This is a genomic window from Qingshengfaniella alkalisoli (genome assembly GCF_007855645.1).
In the GTDB taxonomy this organism is placed as follows: Bacteria; Pseudomonadota; Alphaproteobacteria; order Rhodobacterales; family Rhodobacteraceae; genus Qingshengfaniella; species Qingshengfaniella alkalisoli.
Map to the genome: position 1 here is coordinate 259901 of NZ_CP042263.1, position 21092 is coordinate 280992.

General features: G+C 58.9%; 17 protein-coding genes and 1 pseudogene. All 18 read right to left on the reverse strand.

Translation table 11 applies throughout. The annotated features are described in order from the left end of the window. Positions 1-22 precede the first annotated feature (22 nt). Entirely contained in the window at positions 23-1468 is a 1446-nt protein-coding gene (gene tagH, locus FPZ52_RS14560; protein WP_146366335.1) for a type VI secretion system-associated FHA domain protein TagH, read from the reverse strand. 7 nt (positions 1469-1475) lie between these two features. Then, positions 1476-1781, reverse strand: a complete 306-nt coding sequence (locus FPZ52_RS14565) for a PAAR domain-containing protein (RefSeq protein ID WP_146366336.1) — start codon at positions 1779-1781, stop codon at positions 1476-1478. After that, entirely contained in the window at positions 1781-2380 is a 600-nt protein-coding gene (locus tag FPZ52_RS14570) for a DUF6931 family protein (RefSeq protein ID WP_146366337.1), read from the reverse strand. The genes FPZ52_RS14565 and FPZ52_RS14570 overlap by 1 nt, the downstream gene beginning before the upstream one ends. A 9-nt stretch (positions 2381-2389) precedes the next feature. Continuing rightward, the gene (locus tag FPZ52_RS14575; protein ID WP_146366338.1) at positions 2390-4477 is read right to left on the reverse strand and encodes a type VI secretion system Vgr family protein; all 2088 of its coding nucleotides are present in this window, start codon (positions 4475-4477) and stop codon (positions 2390-2392) included. A 24-nt stretch (positions 4478-4501) separates the two neighbouring features. Further along, entirely contained in the window at positions 4502-4786 is a 285-nt protein-coding gene (locus tag FPZ52_RS14580; RefSeq protein ID WP_146366339.1) for a hypothetical protein, read from the reverse strand. Beyond that, the gene (locus tag FPZ52_RS14585) at positions 4786-7383 is read right to left on the reverse strand and encodes a type VI secretion system contractile sheath domain-containing protein (RefSeq protein WP_420851728.1); all 2598 of its coding nucleotides are present in this window, start codon (positions 7381-7383) and stop codon (positions 4786-4788) included. The genes FPZ52_RS14580 and FPZ52_RS14585 overlap by 1 nt, the downstream gene beginning before the upstream one ends. Before the next feature lie 543 nt (positions 7384-7926). Next, positions 7927-8427: pseudogene (gene tssB, locus FPZ52_RS19285) on the reverse strand (type VI secretion system contractile sheath small subunit); the annotation flags it as partial. Continuing rightward, positions 8420-9274, reverse strand: a complete 855-nt coding sequence (locus tag FPZ52_RS14590) for an ion transporter (protein WP_146366436.1) — start codon at positions 9272-9274, stop codon at positions 8420-8422. The pseudogene tssB (FPZ52_RS19285) and the gene FPZ52_RS14590, both read right to left, overlap by 8 nt. 35 nt (positions 9275-9309) lie before the next feature. Continuing rightward, positions 9310-10260 carry a hypothetical protein gene (locus FPZ52_RS14595; protein ID WP_146366341.1) on the reverse strand — a complete coding sequence of 317 codons (951 nt, stop codon included), beginning with the start codon at positions 10258-10260 and terminating at the stop codon, positions 9310-9312. Between the two features lie 12 nt (positions 10261-10272). Next, entirely contained in the window at positions 10273-12981 is a 2709-nt protein-coding gene (gene tssH / locus FPZ52_RS14600; protein WP_146366342.1) for a type VI secretion system ATPase TssH, read from the reverse strand. Further along, positions 12978-14021: a type VI secretion system baseplate subunit TssG gene (gene tssG / locus FPZ52_RS14605; RefSeq protein ID WP_146366343.1), complete on the reverse strand. Its 1044-nt coding sequence runs from the start codon at positions 14019-14021 to the stop codon at positions 12978-12980. The genes tssH and tssG overlap by 4 nt, the downstream gene beginning before the upstream one ends. Further along, on the reverse strand, positions 13985-15862 hold the full coding sequence (gene tssF / locus FPZ52_RS14610; RefSeq protein ID WP_146366344.1) for a type VI secretion system baseplate subunit TssF: 1878 nt from the start codon (positions 15860-15862) through the stop codon (positions 13985-13987). The genes tssG and tssF overlap by 37 nt, the downstream gene beginning before the upstream one ends. A 7-nt stretch (positions 15863-15869) precedes the next feature. Further along, positions 15870-16367, reverse strand: coding sequence for a type VI secretion system baseplate subunit TssE (gene tssE, locus FPZ52_RS14615; RefSeq protein ID WP_146366345.1), 498 nt, complete (start codon positions 16365-16367; stop codon positions 15870-15872). Further along, complete coding sequence (locus tag FPZ52_RS14620) at positions 16360-17172, reverse strand: type VI secretion system accessory protein TagJ (protein WP_146366346.1); 813 nt, start codon at positions 17170-17172, stop codon at positions 16360-16362. Before FPZ52_RS14620 ends, tssE begins: the two co-directional genes overlap by 8 nt. A 73-nt stretch (positions 17173-17245) precedes the next feature. Then, positions 17246-17782, reverse strand: a complete 537-nt coding sequence (locus FPZ52_RS14625; RefSeq protein ID WP_146366347.1) for an Hcp family type VI secretion system effector — start codon at positions 17780-17782, stop codon at positions 17246-17248. A 60-nt stretch (positions 17783-17842) separates the two neighbouring features. Continuing rightward, entirely contained in the window at positions 17843-19339 is a 1497-nt protein-coding gene (gene tssC / locus FPZ52_RS14630) for a type VI secretion system contractile sheath large subunit (protein WP_146366348.1), read from the reverse strand. Between the two features lie 3 nt (positions 19340-19342). Next, positions 19343-19864, reverse strand: coding sequence for a type VI secretion system contractile sheath small subunit (tssB, locus tag FPZ52_RS14635; RefSeq protein WP_146366349.1), 522 nt, complete (start codon positions 19862-19864; stop codon positions 19343-19345). A 59-nt stretch (positions 19865-19923) separates the two neighbouring features. After that, positions 19924-20946 (reverse strand): type VI secretion system protein TssA, encoded by a 1023-nt coding sequence (gene tssA, locus FPZ52_RS14640; RefSeq protein ID WP_146366350.1) that lies wholly within the window; start codon positions 20944-20946, stop codon positions 19924-19926. Positions 20947-21092: the final 146 nt, after the last annotated feature.

Here is a 21092-nt window from a genome sequence, read left to right on the forward strand (position 1 = left end):
CTTCGTCTTTTCACGGACCACGTCATTTCAGTTTCTCCAACTGTTCCTTGTAGGCGCGCGCGAATTCACGGCTGAACAGCTCGTGAAACTCGTTCTCCGCCTGATCGGAGATTTGTCCGTAGAGTTTTTCGTATTGTTCCCAGTACCGGGCCTTCTTGCCCTTCAGCAGCCCGCCCAGACCGCCATTACCAGTGATCGTGTCTTCCAACACCTTCGGATCCAGCTTCTTCAGAACGCCTTTCAGCGCGGCCTCCATGCCCGTGACCATCGCGATTTCATGTGCCTTGATGTCGTCCAGCGCCTGCTGCGCGGCTTCTTCGGCGCTCAGATACCCTTTGCTGCGTGGGCGCACCATCGCCTCAATCGCCTGTTCGGGACTGATCGAGAATTTCAGCGGGTTGTTACCACCCGACCGGATCATGGTCTGTTCAATGCGAAATTCGCTCTTGATCGAGGTGCGCGTCATCAGGATCTCGCGCAGCCCGACGACCATCGCCCGAAACGCCTTTCCGACACGCGCCATCGTATCATCAAGCTGATCATCCGGCACATCGAGTTGATCGTCGTCCAGCGCATCCAGAAACGCCCGTGCAGATCCGGTCGTGCGAGGTGCCGTTGCTATGGGCGGCGGCGCTTCCGGTTCGGGCCGCGCGGCAGGCTCGGGTGGGGGCGGGGCAGGTCCGGGCGGAGGTGGAGCTTTCGGTGGCTCAACAAAGGGATCGTCCGCATCCGGCTCGACCGCCTCATCACTTGCCTTCGGTGGCAAGGGGATGGTTTCCGGCGGCGGTGGCGACGACATCATGTCCGCATCCCAGTCTTCGGGAATGAAATTCCCCGACTGCCTGGGCGGCTGAAAACTGTCGCTTTGCGAGGGGTTGTGCTGGGCGAAGGTATCGCCGCGATGTTCTTCCTCTGGCGGTGCCAGCGGATCGTCGTCCTCATCGCCAAGCGGCGGTAAAAGACTGTCCATCGGATCGTCAGTCTTGATCTGCCTGGGCCCTGTCGGCCCATCCGATCCCAGAAGATCATCCAGGAAATCACCTTCACGGTCTGGCATATCGAGCAGGCTGCGCCCGTCATCGGCGCGCTCCGCAGATCCGTGGGAGACTGGCGCGTCATCCGCAGGGGGCGGGGGATAATCGGCGGGCGCAGCGGAGACTATACGCACCGCCAATTCATACGCCCCCACAGACAGCACATCACCGTCATTGAGCGGCGTCGGCGTCTGCCCCAATGGGATTTTCCCATAGTTCAGAAAGGTGCCATTCGTGGACAGGTCAATCACGACAATGTTGCCGTTGTGATCCTCGACCACGCAATGGTTCTTGGAAATCATCCGGTCCGGATCAGGCAGGACAAGATCATTGTCATCGCCCCGGCCGATAGTCAGACTGGTGCCACGCATCGAAACAGGCTCGCCTGCGCCGGGCACTGATCCTGTGGACTGAAAGCGTAGTTCTACGGTCATGCGTCGTTCAACCGCCGGTCAGGACGGTGAATTCTCCTTTAACGATTGGCCCGCCACTGGCGCACATGTCGCCCATGCGAAGGGCGGGAAACTTGTTGATCAGCACGGTCATGGACCCCTTCAGAAACGGATGCGGCGGAGGCACTGCGGGTGGCGGCAGAAGACCAGCCATATCCACAATCGCGCGGGCGGCAGGCAGCTTTCCGACCAGAACCGTGACCGCGCAAGGCGGCAGGATCGGCGCAGGCGTGCCCGGCACCGGAACAGTACAAGTGTGCATATCCGTCAGCCGAGCCTGAGGAAATCCGGGCATTATGCGTCCTCCTTTTCAGCGATCTGACCATTCCCGCCACGGGCAATATCAAGCGCACGGTTCACGATACGCGCGACATGTTCATTCATCTGTTCGGCATGCGCGGCGACAGAAATCATGTTCATGCATACCACGGCCCCCGACACAGCGCTTGGGGGTGCGGGTATCTCTGCCATGTCGCCATCACCCATATTGCCCTCGGCGTAGAAGGCGGCCATTGCGCAATAGACGGTGTCGTCATCGATCTCGGCGTGCTCCATCGCCATCCGCGCGCGTGCGCGGTTTTCAGGCGTCGGCTTGAATACCCAGCGTTCGGCTGCGACCAGTGGGGTCGGAAGCTTCGCATCCGGCACATCGCCCAGCACATCCCGCGCTGCAAGGCACGCCCACCACACCGCTTCGCGTTTGGGCAGGGCCACCGCCAGCATATGCAACATGTCGAAATGCGCCTGTTGCTCTGCCAGAAACTGCAAGGTCTGCGGCACCTGCGCGTTGGCAGGCAGTGTCAGCGGCGTTTCCAACTTCACATTGCACGCGGCAAGCATACGGGCGGCAGGTTCGCCGGAAATCTTTTTCAAATTGTCAAAACTGAAATCCATGACGCGCCCCTAGTTAATCAACGTCACGCCGCCCTTCACGACGACGGTGGCGCTACCTTTCAACTCGGCCATGGTTTGCGCCTGAATGCGCACCATGGGCCCCTTGATGGTAATCCCCGCCGGCGTGAGTTCGATCTTCGACGCTCCGACTTTAAGCGTGATCTTGGTGCCCGCTTCCAGCGTGATGCTGGTGCCGGCTTTCAGTTTCGCATTTGTGCCAATTGTCTCCGTTAGGTTGCTGCCGACCTTCAGCTCCATATTGCTGCCGACCTCGATGTCGGAGTTGGAGCCGATAGCTACATCGGAGTTCTTTCCGATGCTTTGCGTTCTGTTCCCGCCGATGGTTTCACTTTGATCCTTGGCGATTTCACGTATTTCCTGACCATCTTCTACCTTGAAGGTCATATCACCGGTCTTCAGGGTTTCGGTCTTGTGGCGATGGATCGTCTGTTCCAGGTCGCCCTTGTCCTTCTTTTCCAGCCCGACGGTGATCTTGGCATTGTTCTTGATGATCTGCTCGTAGTCCTTTTCGGACTGGAACCGGACAAGTTCGGCATCCTTCTTGTCCTCGAACATCAGCTCGTTGAAGCCGCCACCGCCTTTGCTGCTGTTGGTCTTGATCCCGCTTTGGGTCATGTTGCCGGGCAGGCCGTAGGGCGGCATGGTCTGCGCGTTATACAGCATACCCGTGCAGATGGGACGGTCCGGGTCACCTTCCTCGAAGTTGATGACCACCTCTTGCCCGATACGCGGAACCGCAACCATGCCCCAGCCCTTGCCAGACCACGGCATGACCGTGCGGACCCAGCATGACGATTTGTCATCCCGCTTGCCCTTGCGATCCCAATGGAACTGCACCTTGATGCGGCCATACTCGTCGGTGTGGATTTCCTCGCCTGACGGCCCAACAACCGTTGCGGTCTGAAGTCCTGCGATCTCCGGCCATGGCGTTTTCAGCGGCGCGCGATACTGGACACTTTTCGGCACCACCCCGAACACACAGCGATAGGCATCCTTGTTGTCCCCGAAATCCAACCGATAGCCAAGGATCTTGTCGTCCACATGATCTTCGAGTTGGTCGTAATCCGCATCCATCTGGATCTGGTGGACCACATCCGTCACCAGAAAATCCGTCTCGTCACTAACGCGCGGATGTTCTTTCAGACGGAAGGTCGCACCGGATGCAATGGTGCGGGCATTGCCGACACCCATCCAACGCTGATGCGCGGCAGCCTGCGCTTCCATCTTGATACGCGCAAAGGTCTCGCCCAGCCCCGTGTTCCTGAAATGGCCCGGATAATCGTATTGTTCGTAGCTTTTGTGCCCATGTGAGCCCTTCGGCAACGCCCGCTGCGACATAAGATCGGTTTTCGGTGCCTCGAAGTTGTAATCGGTCAGCGATACCTTGCCCGGAGTTACCCTCTCACTGGCTGACCATTCAAAAATATGATCGGCCGCGCGGCGATAGTCACGTTCGCGGAAGTGGAACAGGATGTTCTGATCCCCCTCGACAGGACGATGGGCACCCGGCGAGTCCGCCAGCACCATCTTCAGCTTGTTCTGTTCCGTCGTGAAGTAGTAATAAATCCCTTCTTCTTCCATCAAGCGCGAGATGAAATCGAAGTCACTTTCGCGATATTGCACGCAATATTCCCGGACATCGTAATGGCCCGTCAGCTTGTTGCTGACATCCGCAGAAAACCCGTGGTCGGACAGAACATCCGCAACGATCTGCGGGACGGTGCGCTGTTGAAAAATCCGGTTGTCGCGCGTACGCGTGAGCATCCACAACCAAGGCCGAACCTCTGCCGTGAAATGGCCGTATCCCTGATAGATGCCAAGAAATTCCACCGATATGCAGGTGCCTGCGAAGACGCGTTTCTGGTCTTTTGGCAGATCCAGAACCACGCGAATGTCACTGCCCAGAACATCACCCAGATCAAGATCGCGGTCGTTGCTCAGAAATTCGACAGTCGCGCGTCCGAGTTGGCTGAGACCCTCATGGATTTCGGCACATTTCAGGACCAGATCGGAGGCCTTGTAACTGCCCTCGATCCGGACCGATCGGTTTTTGAAGACTACCTTCTTAGCGGCCATTGACTTCTTCCCAACCACTCACCACTACGCGTCATCACCGTTGATCGCGTTTATTTTTTCTTCGCGACGCAGTCTGCTGACGACATCCGGATTGATCTGCCACAATCCCGCGACATTCACTTCGTCACCCAATGACTGCCGCATACTGGCCATGCTGGCGAATTTGATGCAATTCACGGGCAATGGGTAATCCCCGTCACCCGACAGCACGGCGTCGATGTGTTCCTCGCCTTCACACAGATAGAACGCCCCTTCGATGTCCAGCAAAGTGACACGCGACGGACCAGCTTCTTCCACGGTATCACTCATCACAAATCCTCCAGCAGCGCCTGCAATTCGGCGTCCATATCCGTTTCATCATCGCCACCGTCATCCGCATCATCGCCGAAGCTGGCGAGCAGGTCATCCAAATCCGTGTCCACCGCGCCTTCATCGGACGCTGGATTCCCCAGAAGATCATCGAGGTCCATGTCCTCCGAACTCTCCTCCGACGGGGCGGGCGCAGCGGCGGGTTCCGGTTGGCGTGGTGGTGTGGGCGGCGGGGGTGGATGGCCTGTCCAGGGTCCGAGCAATTCCTCGCCCGACAGCGCACGATACGACCCCAACCGGATCTCGTCACGGCCTTTGATCGACAGCAAGGGCATTATACCGCGTTTAATCGCGATTTCCGACTTGGAAAGTGTGATATTTCGTTCGGTGCACGGCAACGCAACCTGATCGCCATAGCCATCGGTGACGAAGTGGTACGGCATGTCGCCGATCTGAAGCACCTTTCCAAGCTGCAGAGACGGCCCATTTTGCGTATAGCTTTGGGCCATCAGCACCGCCGCAATCAATGCGGGGTTGCCCCAAAGCAAGCCGCGGAGCCCTTCCTTGTTGGTGAATTCCTCGAAATTGAAAGCGCTGATCGGATCGGATTTCGCACCATAGGGTCGGCGCAGCATGAAACGCGGGGAGCACAGACCCAGATGTCCGGCCTCCGGCATATCACGCAGTCGATCCCATGACCGCGCGACCAGTTGATGACGATCCTCTTTCGGCGTTTCAAGAAACGCAGGAGAGATCGCACTGATGAAAGGTGCGTCGATATGGGCCGCGAGTCGCGCAACACGGGCCAGCACTTCGGCATGCGGTGGTGTTTCCTCGAACTGATACAGGCCGAACAACGCACTGTAACCTCCGCGCCCCAGCTCCTCGTCAAGCGGTTCATCCGTCAGCATCCGGAACAAGCCGGTTTCCGACAGATCATCAGCCTGCGCCAGATCAGCCGCGATTTCATCGGCAGATACGTCGTAGAGCACGATCTCCAGCTTGTCGTCGGTTTCAATCCGCCGCGCAAGCATATCCAGCCCACGCCACTGCGCCTCGATCGCCTGGAAGTCGGGGTGATGAAGGATCAGGCGCATCAGATGCGTGGCCGCGTCGTCCACCGCCGCCGCCACCCGATCATCTGGTACGTCGCTGATATGCGGCCCCACAATCCGCGCAAGCAGATCATCCAACCCTTCGTTTGCGGTTGGTCTCGGGGATGTATCCCCGATCAGCCGCTGAAAATCACTGAGCCGCAGATCCGCACGCATCGCCGAGCCGTGCGCTGCACCTTTCGGCAACCGGATCGGCGCCCCATGCGTCTGCCCCCATGCACGAAGCTGCTCCATGGCCTTTGCGGAAGTGCTTGCATTCGCCAACCGCGCCTTCAAACCCTGCAATTCCGCGAACGCATCAACCTTTTCAAAAAGTTCGTCAGGATGCAGATCGTCAATTTCATCGAGCGGCACCGTTACCATTGGCCCGTCTGGCCCAAGCTGTAGCGTCAGCGTCGTCGCAAATCCCTCGATGACGTCGTCCAACTCGTCAATGTCGAACGAGATCGCGGGACGTGTTGCCAGCGCATCTCCAACTTCCAGCAACCCGCGCGACGCGCGCCCGGTGAAATCTCCCAGAATCGCGATCCGGAATCGCGACCGATTAAGCTTCTCCGCATCTGGCCGGGGCGCTCCGAGCTCCCCGAACGGATCGCCAGACAGCGCGACCTCGACAATATCTTCATCCAGCGTGGTCGACTGCTCGCCATCGGTCAGCAGCGTATCGAGATTATCATCGACAGCTTCAGGCGCGACTGCAACTGCGGGCGCTTCTGCGTCCGTCCCCGCCAAATCAGTCAACAGGTCATCCAGAGGGTCGTTCCCCTCGGCAGACGCTTCGCCAGACGATCCGGCAATCGCTTTGCCATCCGGCTGTTCCGGCGACGTATCCGACAACAGGTCATCTATGCCGTCGTCCAAGGGCAGCGGAGGATCTTCACCCGCCGCACCCTCGGTTGGCACCACATCGTCATCGCCGCTGTCAAAACCCAGATCGGCCAGCAAATCATCGATGTCGCTTGATTCTTCCGCTTCGGCAGCAACCTCAGCCTCTTCCTGGGCCACCGACTCCAGATCGCCCAGAAGATTATCTAGGTCATCCGGGGCATCGGTCGCGTTTGTCGATACGGTCTCCTCGGAATTGATTGACGTTTCGGCGCTGACTTCGCGCAACAAGTCATCGAGGTCACTCTGCGTGTCTTCAGCCGGATCATTGCCGTGCCCCGAGCCGGTCTCATCGGTCGGATCACCCAGCAAATCATCCAGATCGTCGGATGAAGTTTCCGCCGGCGCGTCCCTCGCCAAATCGTCGAGAACACCCGTGGCGTTCTCATTATCCGACGCGCCTGTGTCCTGTGCGGCCTCAGACGCGGAGAGGCCATCAAGCACGGCATCCGCCGCTGATGCCTCATCGGATGCGGGCTGCGACTCGGGTACTGCTAGAAGATCATCCAGCGCACTCTGATGCTCATCCGTCCCGCTTTCCGCGGGCTCGCGGGCGGCCCCTAATTCAGCCAATACATCATCCGAACGGTCCGGCACAGGATCATCCGGGGTGGCACGCGACAGGTCTGCCAGAACGTCCTGGCTGTCGTCAGTGTGGGCGGCGTCTTCTGTGCGCTCGACACGACCCAGAATGTCATCCGGCTCATCCGCGGCTTCGTCCGTTGGCTCGCTACTTGCCGCAAGCGAAGCAAGGACATCATCAGACTGATCCCCGGGTTCGGACGCTTCAGCTTGTTGGCGCAACGTATCAAAAACCGCCGTGCTCTGATCCTCTTCGGCTTCTGGCGGCGGCGTGGACCCGGCCAGACTGTCCAGGACTGTCCCGAGATCGTCGGGATTCCCCTTCTCAGCGGGCGCCGCCGCGCGAAGCGCGTCCAAAGCCCTCTCACTATCTTCTTGTATGGGCGCGTCCCGCTGCGGCCGGGCACGCAACCCGTCCAGAATGTCCTGGCCATCATCCCGTTCGAGCTCATCGGACGGCGCAGTGCGGGCAAGTTCTGCAAGCGTTGCGTCCGTGTCGTCCGCCGCCGGAGTATCCGCAGTCAACGACGCCCCGGCCTCCCGAAGCGTCGCCAGCGCATCCGCCGTCGCATCCGGCGCTGTTTGCCCAGCTAGCGCCCTGAGAAGCACCGGATCCGCCAGAACGCGTTCGATCAGTGCCTCTGCCCCGACCTTTCCGTCCATGTAGGTCGCCAGATTCGCAAGCTGGGTTCGTGCCTTCAGCAACGTCGCAAGCGCGGGCACCTTGGCGGCGATCGCTCCGGGCGTGAAGTCATCCATTTTCTCGAAGGTCAGATTGACCTGCAGGTTTCCCTCGCCCGTCAACGTATTCGGGACGGCAAACGCCGCGCGTGGTTTCATCGCGCGCATACGGTCGTCAAAATTGTCGACGTCGATTTCCAGAAACTTCCGGTCCGCAACGGATGGCTGTGGCACTTCGGACTTGCCCGACAAATCTGACATCACGCCCATCACGAAGGGCAGTTGAACGGATTTCTCCGACCCATACAGTTCCACGTCATACTCAATCTGAACGCGCGGAGCACGGTTGCGGGCGATGAATTTCTGGGAGTCAGCCATTGTCTTCACCCCGCTCACGCGCAAGTTCGGCCCGAAGCGCCCGAACCTCTTCGATCAGTTCCTGAACATTGGTGTCGACCGCATCGGTTTCAGTCCGGACCAGTTCGCGCAGGCGTTCGAATTCTTCTTCGGCCTCTTCTTCCACTGCCGACTGCATCGTGTTGACCAGCAAACCGATAAACAAGTTCAGAACCGAGAAAGCCGTGATGATGATGAACGGCACGAAGAACAGCCAAGCGCGCGGGAACTCTACCATGACAGGTCGCACGATCCCCATCGACCAGCTTTCCAGCGTCATGATCTGGAACAGCGAATAGAGCGAGCGCCCGATCGTGCCAAACCATTCATCAAAGGCATCGCCGAACATCATCGTCGCGATCACCGCGAAGACGTAATAGACGACGGCCAGCATCAGCATCACCGCACCCATGCCCGGCAGCGCATCCAGCAGCGCCTGAACCACCGCACGCATTTGCGGCACGACCGAAAGCAGGCGCATCGCGCGGATCACGCGCAGGCCACGCAACGCCGACAGACTGTTCGTCGCGGGCAGCAGCCCGACGCCGACCACCACCAGGTCGAAGATGTTCCAGGCATTTCGGAAGAAGGCCGGCCCGTAGGCGATGAACTTCAGCAGCAACTCGATCACGAAGATTGTCAGAACGATGGTGTCGATGCGGCGCAGGACAGTCCCGAAATGCGCCATGGCCCAGTCCGAGGTCGAGATCCCAAGCGTGATAGCGTTGAAAATGATGATGGCGAGGATCGAATTGCGAACAATGTCCCGCTCCAGAAACCGCCTCAGGCGCGCGCGCGGCGTATCCGCATCCGGCGCGTCCAGGTCCAAAGCGTCCTGATTGCTTTGATCGGCCACAATCACAGCTATTTCAGCTCCTTCTCAATCTTTCTAAAGTCCGCTTCCAGTTTCTTGATGGTCGTCCCGGCTTTCTGGGACACGGTGTCGACTGACTTGAATTTTTCCAACTCGCCAACGATCTTCGTACAGGTCCTGGCCGTCTTCTTCGGATCGTTCATTTCGGCTTCGGCCTGATCGAGCAACTTTCCGAACAACCCGAGCGCAGATGCAAATTTGTCCAACCCGGCCTTTTGGGCCTTACGAATATCTTCGGCGAAACTGCGCAGCAAAGGGCTGGCGTCTTTGTTCTTCGCGGTATCCTTTGCCATCTTAACAAGATACTCGATGGCCGCTTCAGCATTCTTGCCGGACTTCCTGAAATCGCTTTGCGCCGTATCAATCCGCTTATCCGTGGACGTTCGACCCTTTGCAGGTGCATTCCCCCCGGCCTTGCCCGAGTCATCGGCGGCAGCCTTGGCCGCATCATTCAACGCATCAATGGTCAAGCTACGCGGGCCGGAAAATACTTTACCGAAATCCACCTTGGCCGCTTCGCGCAGCGCGGCCTTGCCCTGTCGAAGCGCCTTGGCGTTGTCTCCTTTATCCGCCTCGATTTCCTTGGCCGTATCCTCTGCCGCGACCGACGCATATCGCTTCAACTTGTCATAGGCCTTCTTGAGATCACCCTCGACATCGCCCGGCTTCTTCTTGCCCTTCTCCACAGCTGTCTTGATGTCGTGGACACGTTGAGCAAATATCTGGAATTCCATCCGCGCGCCTGCATACATGGCGTCTGTGATCTTCTTGTCGTTCCATTTGCGCGGGTCGACGGCGAGTTTTGCCTTTGCCTCGATCGGTTTGAGCATCGACTTGGCCTTGGGTTGCTCTTTAAGCCACTTACCCAGTTTGTCGTCCACTTCCTTCGTAGGATCGACCTTCATCGTCACCTTGATATCCTTGAGATCTGAAGTGCCCATGTCTTCCTCCGCTCAGCTATCGCCGAAATCGTAGACAAACGCGCCATCTTGAACGTCGATGGCAACTTGGTTGACCTTCTTGCCTTCCATCAGCCGCTTCAGGAACTCCGCGGAGATGTCGGGCAGCATGGTGTTGGTCACGATGGCATCGATCATTCGCCCGCCGCTTTCGAGTTCCTGACAGCGATCCACGATGGTCTGCACCACCGCATCGGTGTAGGTCAGAGGCACGCCATGCGCCTGCTGCACACGTTTCTGGATACGACCCAACTGCAGCTTGGTGATCTCGCCGATCATCTCGGGCGAAAGCGGGTAGTAAGGGATCGTCACCAGACGCCCCAGCAACGCTGCCGGGAAAATCTTCAACAGCGGATCACGCAACGCCTTGGCGATGCCCTCGGGTTCCGGCAACAGATCAGGGTCGGAACACAGATCCATGATCAGATCAGAGCCTGCATTCGACGTCAGAAGGATGAGCGTGTTCTTGAAATCGATCAGACGCCCTTCGCCGTCCTCCATCACGCCCTTGTCGAAGACCTGAAAGAAAATCTCGTGCACATCGGGGTGGGCTTTCTCGACCTCGTCGAGCAGCACCACCGAATAGGGTTTGCGGCGCACCGCTTCCGTCAGCACGCCACCTTCACCATAGCCGACATAACCCGGTGGCGCACCCTTCAACGAACTCACGGTGTGCGCTTCCTGATATTCGGACATGTTTATGGTGATGACGTTCTGTTCGCCGCCATACAGCACTTCTGCAAGCGCCAGCGCCGTTTCCGTCTTACCCACGCCCGAGGTGCCCGCCAACATGAACACGCCAATCGGCTTGCTGGGGTTGTCAAGCCCCGCGCGGCTGGTCTGGATGCGCTTCGCGATCATCTTCATCGCGTGATCCTGCCCGATCACCCGCTTCGCCAGATGATCTTCGAGATGCAAAACCGTATCGATTTCGTCGCGCACCATCCGGCCCACGGGAATCCCTGTCCAGTCACCGACAACACTTGCCACGGCCTGAGCATCGACGATGGGCAGGATCAGCGGATGTTCCCCCTGCAGCTGCGCGAGTTCCGCATTTTTCGCGCGAAGGTCTTGCACCAGTGCAGCCCGTTCATCGACCGACAGCGGCGAGGCATCGCTTTCTTCCGCATCAGGTGTATCAACTCTGGCTCCGCCCTCGCGCAGCTTGGCCCGAAGGTCGAGGATGTCTTTCACGACACCCTTCTCGGCTTCCCATTTCTCGGTCAGCTCGTTCAGGCGCTCGGTTTCCACGTCCTTGGCATGCGTCACGGCTGCGCGGCGTTCGTCGACGTCGTAGCCGGCAGTTTCGTCACGCCCGATGATCTCAAGTTCCGTTGTCAACGCGTCGATCCGCTTGCGGCTGTCATCGACTTCAGCGGGCACCGCATGCTGGCTGACAGCCACTCGCGCGCAAGCCGTATCCAGCACGCTGACCGATTTATCCGGCAATTGCCGCGCGGGGATATAGCGCGCGGACAGCGACACCGCTGCCTCGATCCCCTCGTCGAGTACCTGCACCCTATGGTGTCGTTCCAGCATCGACGCGATCCCACGCATCATCTTGACCGCACGCGGCACATCGGGTTCGTCGACCTGTACGACCTGGAAACGACGCGTAAGTGCCGGGTCTTTTTCGATGTGCTTCTTGTATTCCGCCCATGTCGTCGCGCCGATGGTCCGCAAGGTGCCCCGCGCCAGAGCCGGTTTCAGCAGGTTAGCGGCATCGCCCGTTCCCGCCGCACCACCTGCGCCGACCAGCGTATGTGTTTCATCGACAAACATGATGATCGGCGTGTCGCTGGACTGAACCTCGTCGATCACGGCGCGCAGGCGGTTTTCGAACTCGCCTTTCATCGACGCGCCCGCTTGCAACAGCCCTACATCCAACGCCAGAAGCCGCGCGTCCTTCAACGCTGGCGGCACATCACCCCGCGCGATCCGCAAGGCAAAGCCCTCGACCACGGCGGTTTTACCAACACCCGCCTCACCTGTCAGAATAGGATTGTTCTGGCGGCGGCGCATCAGCACGTCAACAATCTGGCGGATTTCCTCGTCCCGCCCGACAATCGGGTCTATCTCGCCATTGCGCGCCTGTTCGGTCAGGTCGGTGCAGAATTGCGCAAGCGCCTCTTCCTTGCCCATCTGTGCCGGGGACCGCGCGCCCGACGCCTCGCCCGGTTCTGCCCCGCCACCGGTATGTGATCCATCTTGCGGCCGCAGCCCGTCTTCGGGCGAACCGGAAGTAACGGTTTCGAAATCTTCGGCCAGGTCATCCGGCTTGATCGCTTTGAATTGCAGCGAAATGTCGAACAGGATGTTGCGCAGATTGGGCGTCTTGAGCATCCCCAGCACCAGATGCCCCGTCCGCACCTGGCTGGAATTGTAGAGCAGCGAGCCATAGACCCAGGCCCGTTCCATCGCGTTTTCCAGATGCTCCGAAAGATCGGTGATGGTCGTCGCTCCACGCGGAAGCGCGTCAAGTGCACGGGTGACATCTGACGCAATACGTCCCGCATCAAGATCGTAATGGCGAATGATACGATGCAAGTCGCTATCTTGTTCCTGCAGGATCTGGTTGATCCAGTGAACGACCTCGACATACGGGTTGCCGCGCATCTTGCAAAACACCGTGGCGCTTTCAACGGCCTTGTAGCCCAGCTTGTTCAGCTTCCCGAAGAGAGCCACTCTGCTAATCTCGCTCATCCCGTTCTCCCTTCCTGTCCGAATGCCATTACGTCGCCGGCCAGATGCAGATCGTCGGCGTCACTATGGTCCGCGCGTGTCCCCAGCCATGATGTCTGCCCCAGACGTGTGTCAGCCCCCAGGGCCGACTGAGGCACCTCATCAGCGCACAGGACCAGATTGAGGTCCCATTCCAGCACATCGCCCACGTAATTTCGTACGATTGCGCTTAGTCGTTCCAGCGACGCGCTGCCGGGCAGCAAGCGGCAATAGTCGTCAAAGCCGAGCGGGCCGATGCGCAGGCGGAATTTGGACGCGCGGCTCCAGACACGGTCGCCAAGCGACGTGGTGGCCCCCAGTGCAGCGGGCTTGCCCAACTGCCAGCGATCGTCAGGTTCCAGCGCCAGCCAGCTTCCGACGAATTGTTCGATCTCAACCGGTGCCCGGAAGAAGGCCGATACAACCGCCAGCAGCCCTTCAGCGTTCTGTGCGCCGTGCCCCAGGCGCCCCGCAAAATGACGTTTCGCCAGATCCGGCATCGCGTCGCGATCGTCGAAAGACGTCCCGCGATAGCCCGCAATGGCTGCGACCATGTCCTCGATAGGGTCTTCGCCAACGCGGTCGAAAGATGGCGCGGGCTGGCCCGCCGCCCAACTGCGATAGAGCAGCTGGGTCAGCCGATGGGTCAGCATATCAGCAAACGCTACCATGGTCGGGTCACGGTGATTGCGCAGACGATCCCGTGCATATTCGGTCAAATGGATCGGCAGCGGCCCGTGCGGACCGAACAGGCCGAAGAAGCGGTTGGTCAAGCGGCCCGGCGCGTCCTCCCCCGGTGGCTCGAACCCGTCGATGGTCGAGGTCGGGAAAGCCAGTTCCGGCACCTGCCCGAAACGGACGGGATCCGTCGATGGCCTGCGCGCCCGCCCATGACGCGGACGATCAGCATAGGCCGCCTCGATTACGCGCATCGCGTGGAACAGGTGATGTGTTTGTGGGGAGCCGGACAGCCGCGCGAGATGCGTCAGATGATCCGGCCGAGCCCGCTCCTCGGTAGCCATCTTGTCACTTCCCCGCGTTGTTGGGTGGTCAATACAGTTTCGCAAAATGAGTTGATCGAGACATATTTCCGGAAGAACCGTTCCAGCACAGCTGCCAGCAGATAGACGCTGGTGCCTTCAAAATAACTCTCGTCAAATTCCAGTTTCAGTTCCAGCCCGCGCACGGCCGTGGACAGAACCTCGTCGCTCATACGGCGCACGACCGGTCGCGAGGTAACGGAGGTCAGCCCTTCGATCTGCCGCTCGGTCACACGGTCGCCATGAGGCGCGTAGATCCCCAGCATCTCGCGCAACGCCGCAGCGCCGTCGCCACCATCCGTCTTGGCAATGGACAGGTAGTTCAAGCTTAGATGACTGATCAGCCGCCAGGCCGTATCACCACGCGCCAATGTCGGTCTTGGTCGCGTGGGAGGAACGGGCAAGCGCACCGATTTTATCGGCCCATCCATTTCCAGTCGGAACAGATCGGGATTGCCGGATGTCAGAAGCAACGGAATATCGCGGTTGGTGCACATCCCCGACACGGCCAACTGGCCGAGATCGGACCGATAGGGTGCCTGGGTCCGATCAACCAGCGACACGAACATGTCTGATCCGGTATAGCTGGAAAAGCCCGTCCTCAGACGATCCTTCTGCGCCCGTGGCAGAACCTTGCGCTGCACCGTGTAGTAAGCCGGATGCGAATCCCCTGCCGTTGTGAAATCATCCGCTGAATAGAACGGATGAAAAACAGTGTCGTCTTCGCCTTCACTGCTGATGCCCACCACGCGATCAAGCGAATAAACCTCGTAATCCATCGGCGCGGTACGATCCGGCACAACGTGGTGATCCACATCGCGCTCGCCAATATGCACGCGGTCGAACCGCTTGGGAAACAGATTGACGGCAGGGGTCGCAAACAACCGGAAGGCAGGAACCGAGATGATGCTGTCCAGCTTGGGTCGGCCATTGCGCAGGAACAGATAGATATCGACCTCGGACCCTGTTGATCGCGCAATCGCGGGTTGCAGCCCTGTCAGTTCGACGAAATGGAACCGCTGCGGCATCGCGAAGTATTCCTGCAGCAGCCGGTATCCGTCGAAGGATTGAGGCGGAGTGGGCAGGATAGCTTCTTTCGTGTCGAACCCAGCAGCATCCACGCTGGCCCGTGGCAAAGGCTCGATCCAGTCGTCGCGCCGGTCAGTCGACCGTGCCGACACGGCCGAAACCTCGGAACACAGCACCTCGTGCAACGCCCAGGGGTTGCCCCCCTGCGGATCTAGGAAAACCGGCAACCGGTCCAGAGACAGATCTTTCAACGCGCCGCCGTCCGTGCGCCGCAGCCGCAGCCTGATACCTGCCTTCGCCGCTACCGTTTTCGCAACGCCCGCTTCAACCAACGGTCCGCGCCCGTCGATATATTCGACCTCCGCGATCTCGATGGGCCACAGGGTGACATCGGCGGCAGTGCGGTAGAGGCAACTTGTCTGAACCCCTTCAATCAGGGCCGACCGCAGGTGGGTATGACGCGGCACGGTGAAGCCGTCGCCGAGCGCGGTGTTGGTCGGGTCCGGGTCGAACGCGGTAATCATCATCGACGGCGTCGGCGCCAGGTACTGCGGATAGACGATTTCCAGAAGGTGGTTGGTCAGCGCGGGAAACTGCAACTCCAGTTCCAACTGCACGCGCGCAGCCAAGAATGCCGTGCCTTCCAGCAACCGCTCCACATATGGGTCAAGCACCTCCACGCTGTCCATGCCCAGCCGCGACGCGATCTTGGGATAGGATTGCGCAAATTCGGCTCCCATATCGCGCAGATAGGAAAGCTCGTGTTCGTAATGGCGGAGCAGACGTTCATCCATATGTCAGCTACATGCTCCGTGACAGCGAAACCTCGCCCGTGGTCATGTCCACCTCGGTGCGCAGATATAGCTCGATCGGCAAGGGCTGCGCCCACATATCCGCGCGGATATCGAAGTTGACGATGGTTTCATTCATGCGGCGTTCCGCGCGTAACTCGACATCGACCGTTCCCGGGCGGATGCGCGGCTCATAGACTTCGATGGCGCGACGGATAGACACGCGGATCAATTCGGCGCGCTCTTCAGTGGAATACTCGCCCGCGACCTCTCGCACCCCGTAATTCAGCACCGATACCGATGTGTTGGGATAGCGCCGCCGGTCGATCATCGTATCCGCGTTGTTGGTGTTCAAAAGCCACGCCAGATCCCGTTGGATAATCTCGCGCAAGCGACGCACATCAATGACGCGGAACTCGCGGCGCTCTTCCGTGCGACCTGGTTCGTTATCCGTCAGGCGATCCAGAAGCGATGGTTGCAGCCTGTCAGAGAGCGTCTGGTCAGCCATCGCCCTGCCCTTCGGCCGCGTATTCCGTCTTGAGTTCTCGCAGATCGCACAGGCCGATCTCCAACGCGTTTGTCGTCAGAAGCCGTTGGCCGAAGCCGAAGAACGTATCCGTCGCGGCCTCTTCCCAATTGGTGGCGCGCGACAGCATTTCGGCGCTGTTGTCTCGGTCGGTCGTCCCCGGATAGCGCGTCGGGATCAGGGCAACGGCGTCACCGCCATTGGGGAAGCCAAGCGTTGCCGGCATCCACACGAAATCGCGCAAATCGCCTGGTGCCTCGAAGGTCAGCGATCCTATCGCATCGAAAGGCAACCAGTAGTATTTTCCGTTGATAATGGCTTCCAGAACCGGGCCGAGGCGCATATCCGCATCTGCGATCCAGTCAAAGGGTTGCCCATTCAGCGTGCCTGACGTGGTCGGCGCCTGATCGAAGGCCTTACCGCGCATATCGGCGGCTGTCGCATGCTCACCACGCCCTGACAGGCTGTTGGCCTGCACGAGATAGGCCAGCCACTCCTTCGGCTTCCCGAAAATCAACGGCTCTTTCTCGCCGCTGAACACCTTCTCGCGATACACTTCGCAAATGATCGCTTCGCGATAGGTCTGTGCCATGGGCGTTGCGGACGGGTCGAGTTCCGCGCAAAGCTTGAGCTGGTTGATCGCACGCTTCCAATCGCCCAGAACACACAGAAGCTGAAACAGGAAGACACGAAGCTTCGCGTCCTGCGGGTTGGCACGCACCTCATCCTGCAAACTCGCGAGCGCACCCTGAGGGTCGCCATTTCGAATTAGAGCTTCAGCTTCCATGATATCTCCGGCGAAGGTCACTCGCCGCGAACATGTCGCGGCGAGGAAAAGCAGATCACGCGACCGCGCTCGATTACATGACCGCGAAGGTCTTCTTGTTGAGTACGCGACTCCATTCAGCCTCACCGAGACCGCGATCAACCTTCTTCATCTTACCGTCGATGCCCTGCATCTTATACTCGATCGAGAGGGCGCCATACTGGAAGTTGACGTTTTCTTCCGGCACATCATCACCGTCGGAACCGGACCATTCAATGTCTTGAACCATCAGCATCAGGAACTTGAAGATCATGAAGTTCCCGCCGGAGCCTGCGCCGCTCTCACCGGAACGACGGAGCGTCAGGGTTGCCTCTTTGAAATGGATACCGCTACAGCAAGCGAGAAACAGACCACAGGACGCGCTGTCGGTATTTTTTGCGACATTGAATTCCTTGAATGTCGCCTTGCCAGCGCCACCACCGCCCGAGGACGATCCGATATTGATCGTGTTTTCCGCACCGAAGCTGAAAGATTTGATCTCGAACGCGTTCTTGAAGTCTTCGTCACGCGTCTCGCCGTCTGCGTTGATGCCGTTCGACTCTTTGATTTGCAGAAATGCGTCAAAAGCCATGTCTAGTTCCTTTCAATGACAATCAATTATGCTCGTTAACCACGCCCCGAGGCGCGCAGATTACGCACCTTTTTCTGATGGAAGTTTCGAAACGAGCCGCAGCGACACTGACAGCCCTTCCAACTGGTAGTGCGGCTTCAGATAGAACTTGGATGAATAGTAGCCCGGATTGCCCTCGACCTCTTCGACCACGACGTCGGCCGCTGCCAACGGCTTGCGGGCCTTTTCGGTTTCGTCGGACAGCTCTGGCGTGTTGTCGACATATTGTTCAATCCAATCCTGCAACCAGCGCTGCATGTCGTCGCGACTCTTGTAGGATCCCACTTTGTCCCGAACGATGCATTTGAGGTAATGCGCGAACCGGCACGACGCGAAGAGATAGGGCAACCGCGCGGCCAGATTGGCGTTTGCGGTGGCATCGGCGTCATCATACTCTGCCGGTTTGTGCAGCGACTGCGCACCGATAAATGCAGCCATGTCCGAGTTCTTGCGGTGGATCAGCGGCATCATTCCGTTCTTGGCCAGCTCCGCCTCGCGCCGGTCGGATATCGCGATCTCCGTCGGGCATTTCTGGTCCACCCCGCCATCATCGGTGGGGAAGGTGTGTGTCGGCAAGTTCGGCACCGCGCCGCCTGATTCAACGCCGCGGATGCGCGAACACCAGCCATATTCCTTGAAGGACCGGTTGATGTTCACAGCCATCGCATACGCGGCATTTACCCAACCATACTTGGTGGAATCCGCGCCTTCGGTGTCTTCTTCGAAGGCAAACTCATCGACCGGATCGGTCTTCGCGCCATAGGGCAACCGGCCCAGGAAACGCGGCATCGCAAGACCGACATATTTTGAATCCTCGCTTTCACGCAGGCTGCGCCATGCAGCGTATTCCGGGGTCTGGAAAATCTTCGTCAGATCGCGCGGGTTGGCCAGTTCCAGCCAGCTATCCATCTGGAACAGCGACGGCTTGGCCCCGGTAATCAACGGCGCATGCGCGGCCGCCGCGACCTTGGACATCTCGCCCAGAAGTTCCACATCCGGCGGAGAGTGGTCAAAGTGATAATCCGCGATCAGCGTGCCATAGGGTTCGCCCCCGAACTGGCCGAACTCCTCCTCATACAGCTTCTTGAAGATCGGCGACTGGTCCCAGGACGTGCCTTTGAACTTGCGCAGCGTTTTGTGCATATCCTTCTTGGAAACGTTCAAAACGCGGACCTTCAGCATCTCGTCGGTTTCGGTGTTGTTCACCAAGTAGTGCAGGCCACGCCACGCACTTTCCAATTGCTGGAATTCTTCGTGGTGCAGGATCTGATTGACCTGTTCCGTCAGCTTCTTGTCGATCTCGGCGATAATGCCCTCGATCGAACGCAACGCGTCGTCGGAAATCAAAGCGGTATTCGACAGCGCTTGTTCGGCCAGCGTCTTGACGGCCTGTTCAACGGCAGACTTCGCCTGATCCGATTTGGGCCGGAACTCCTTCTGCAGAAGGCTTTCGAATTCACTGGAGCCGAAAACGGTCTGCTCGGCACTTTCTACGGCTTGGGATTCGGTTTCGGCCATCGATTATTCCCCTTCCTCTTCGCTTGCGTCCGACGTCGATGCTGGCTGCGCGGCAAGCGTTTTCAGCAGGGCCGGATCGTTGAGGATCTTTTCAATGAGGTTTTCAGCGCCCGTCTTGCCGTCCATATAGGTCATCAGGTTGGACAGCTGTGTGCGCGCATCGAGCAATTCGCGAAGCGGTTCGACCTTGCGGGCGATCGCGGCGGGCGAAAAATCATCCATGCTCTCGAAGGTGATGTCTACAGCCAGATTACCCTCGCCCGTCAGCGTGTTGGGCACCGAAAACGCGGCTCGCGGCTTCATCGCCTTCATCCGGCTGTCGAAATTGTCGACGTCTATTTCCAAGAACTTGCGATCGGCGACAGAAGGTTGCGCGACCTCGGACTTGCCCGCGAGGTCGGACATGACGCCCATGACGAAGGGCAACTGGACCTTCTTCTCCGCGCCGTAAAGCTCGACGTCGTACTCGATCTGAACGCGCGGCGCACGATTGCGCGCGATGAATTTCTGTGAACTGTCAGCCATGGGTCGCTCCGTGCTTCAAAATTCTACTCCCTGAAAATCGTCCGATGGTTCCGGCACTCTCAGTAATCATCCTCATCCGGCAGCCCGCCGATGACACGGACATTGTCCATACCCGAGGGTGCCATATCCTTCATGATCGTCATAAAATCCGCGTTCACCAACCGCTTGGCGCGTTCCAGCATCAACGGCACAGGGCTGGACCGTTCGAAGCGCCGGTAATAGTCGATGATCCGGTCAAGCTCTCGCGTCACATCGTCGGGAGATGTGATGCTGCCCGGCGCACCGCCACCCGCAGCCGGTGCGGGCACGGCGCTGTCTGCCGGAACATCTTCGACTGTATCCGCATCTGCAACGCCGCTGGCATCCGACAGCTTGCGTACAATATCCGACAGGTTGCGCTCCAGCATATCCAGATCAGGACCAAAGCCCGGCGTCTTATCGCTGAACACGCCCCCGATGACCTTGATATCATCCAACGCGCCTTTCGCGGCAGACAACTGCTGGGCGAGCCATTCTTCGTCACTGTCGTTGAATGCCGCCCCTATCGACGCGGTGTCCGGCACGAATTCCATATCTGCAGGTTTGTCGATTTCACCCGTAGCGGCTTCGATTTGGCGCAACGAAATCCGGCCAAACCCGCGGCTATCCGTCAACGGCACGTTACGCAGCGCCCGAACGACGGTCGCGCGATCCCCCAACGCCTGAACCGCATTCACCCGCATCGTCGGGTCATTATCGTCGTCTTCGTCAAGTTCGGGGTGGCAGGTATCCCAATAATCCGTAAGACACCCCCGTATGTAACCAACGGCATCCGCAAAGCCCGGCAAACCGTCGAACGACAACCGCGCCCACGCCAGGTAAACTGCGGCGCGAATGTCGTGGCTGTTTTCCAGAACAGCCGTTGCCTTCTCGGCAAGATCACGAAAATCAGGATCCTCGGCAGGGATGACGCTATCACCCATCTGCTGTTCTTCGCCCGGCTGTGCGGCAAGTTCCATGTCGGTGAAAACCGGCTCGTATTCGAGATTCTCACCGCTTACGCTCTCTCCCTGATGATCACGCAACAGAGTCTGCAATTCCATCGTCATTCCGATCCGGGCAACAAGAAATAATCAAATGAACACAAGTACGTTATCACAGATGCACCGTGAATCCACTCATAACTTTACCCATCGGAAACAATTGGCGGACAATCTGTAGTAGTATATACGACAGAATATGGACCACA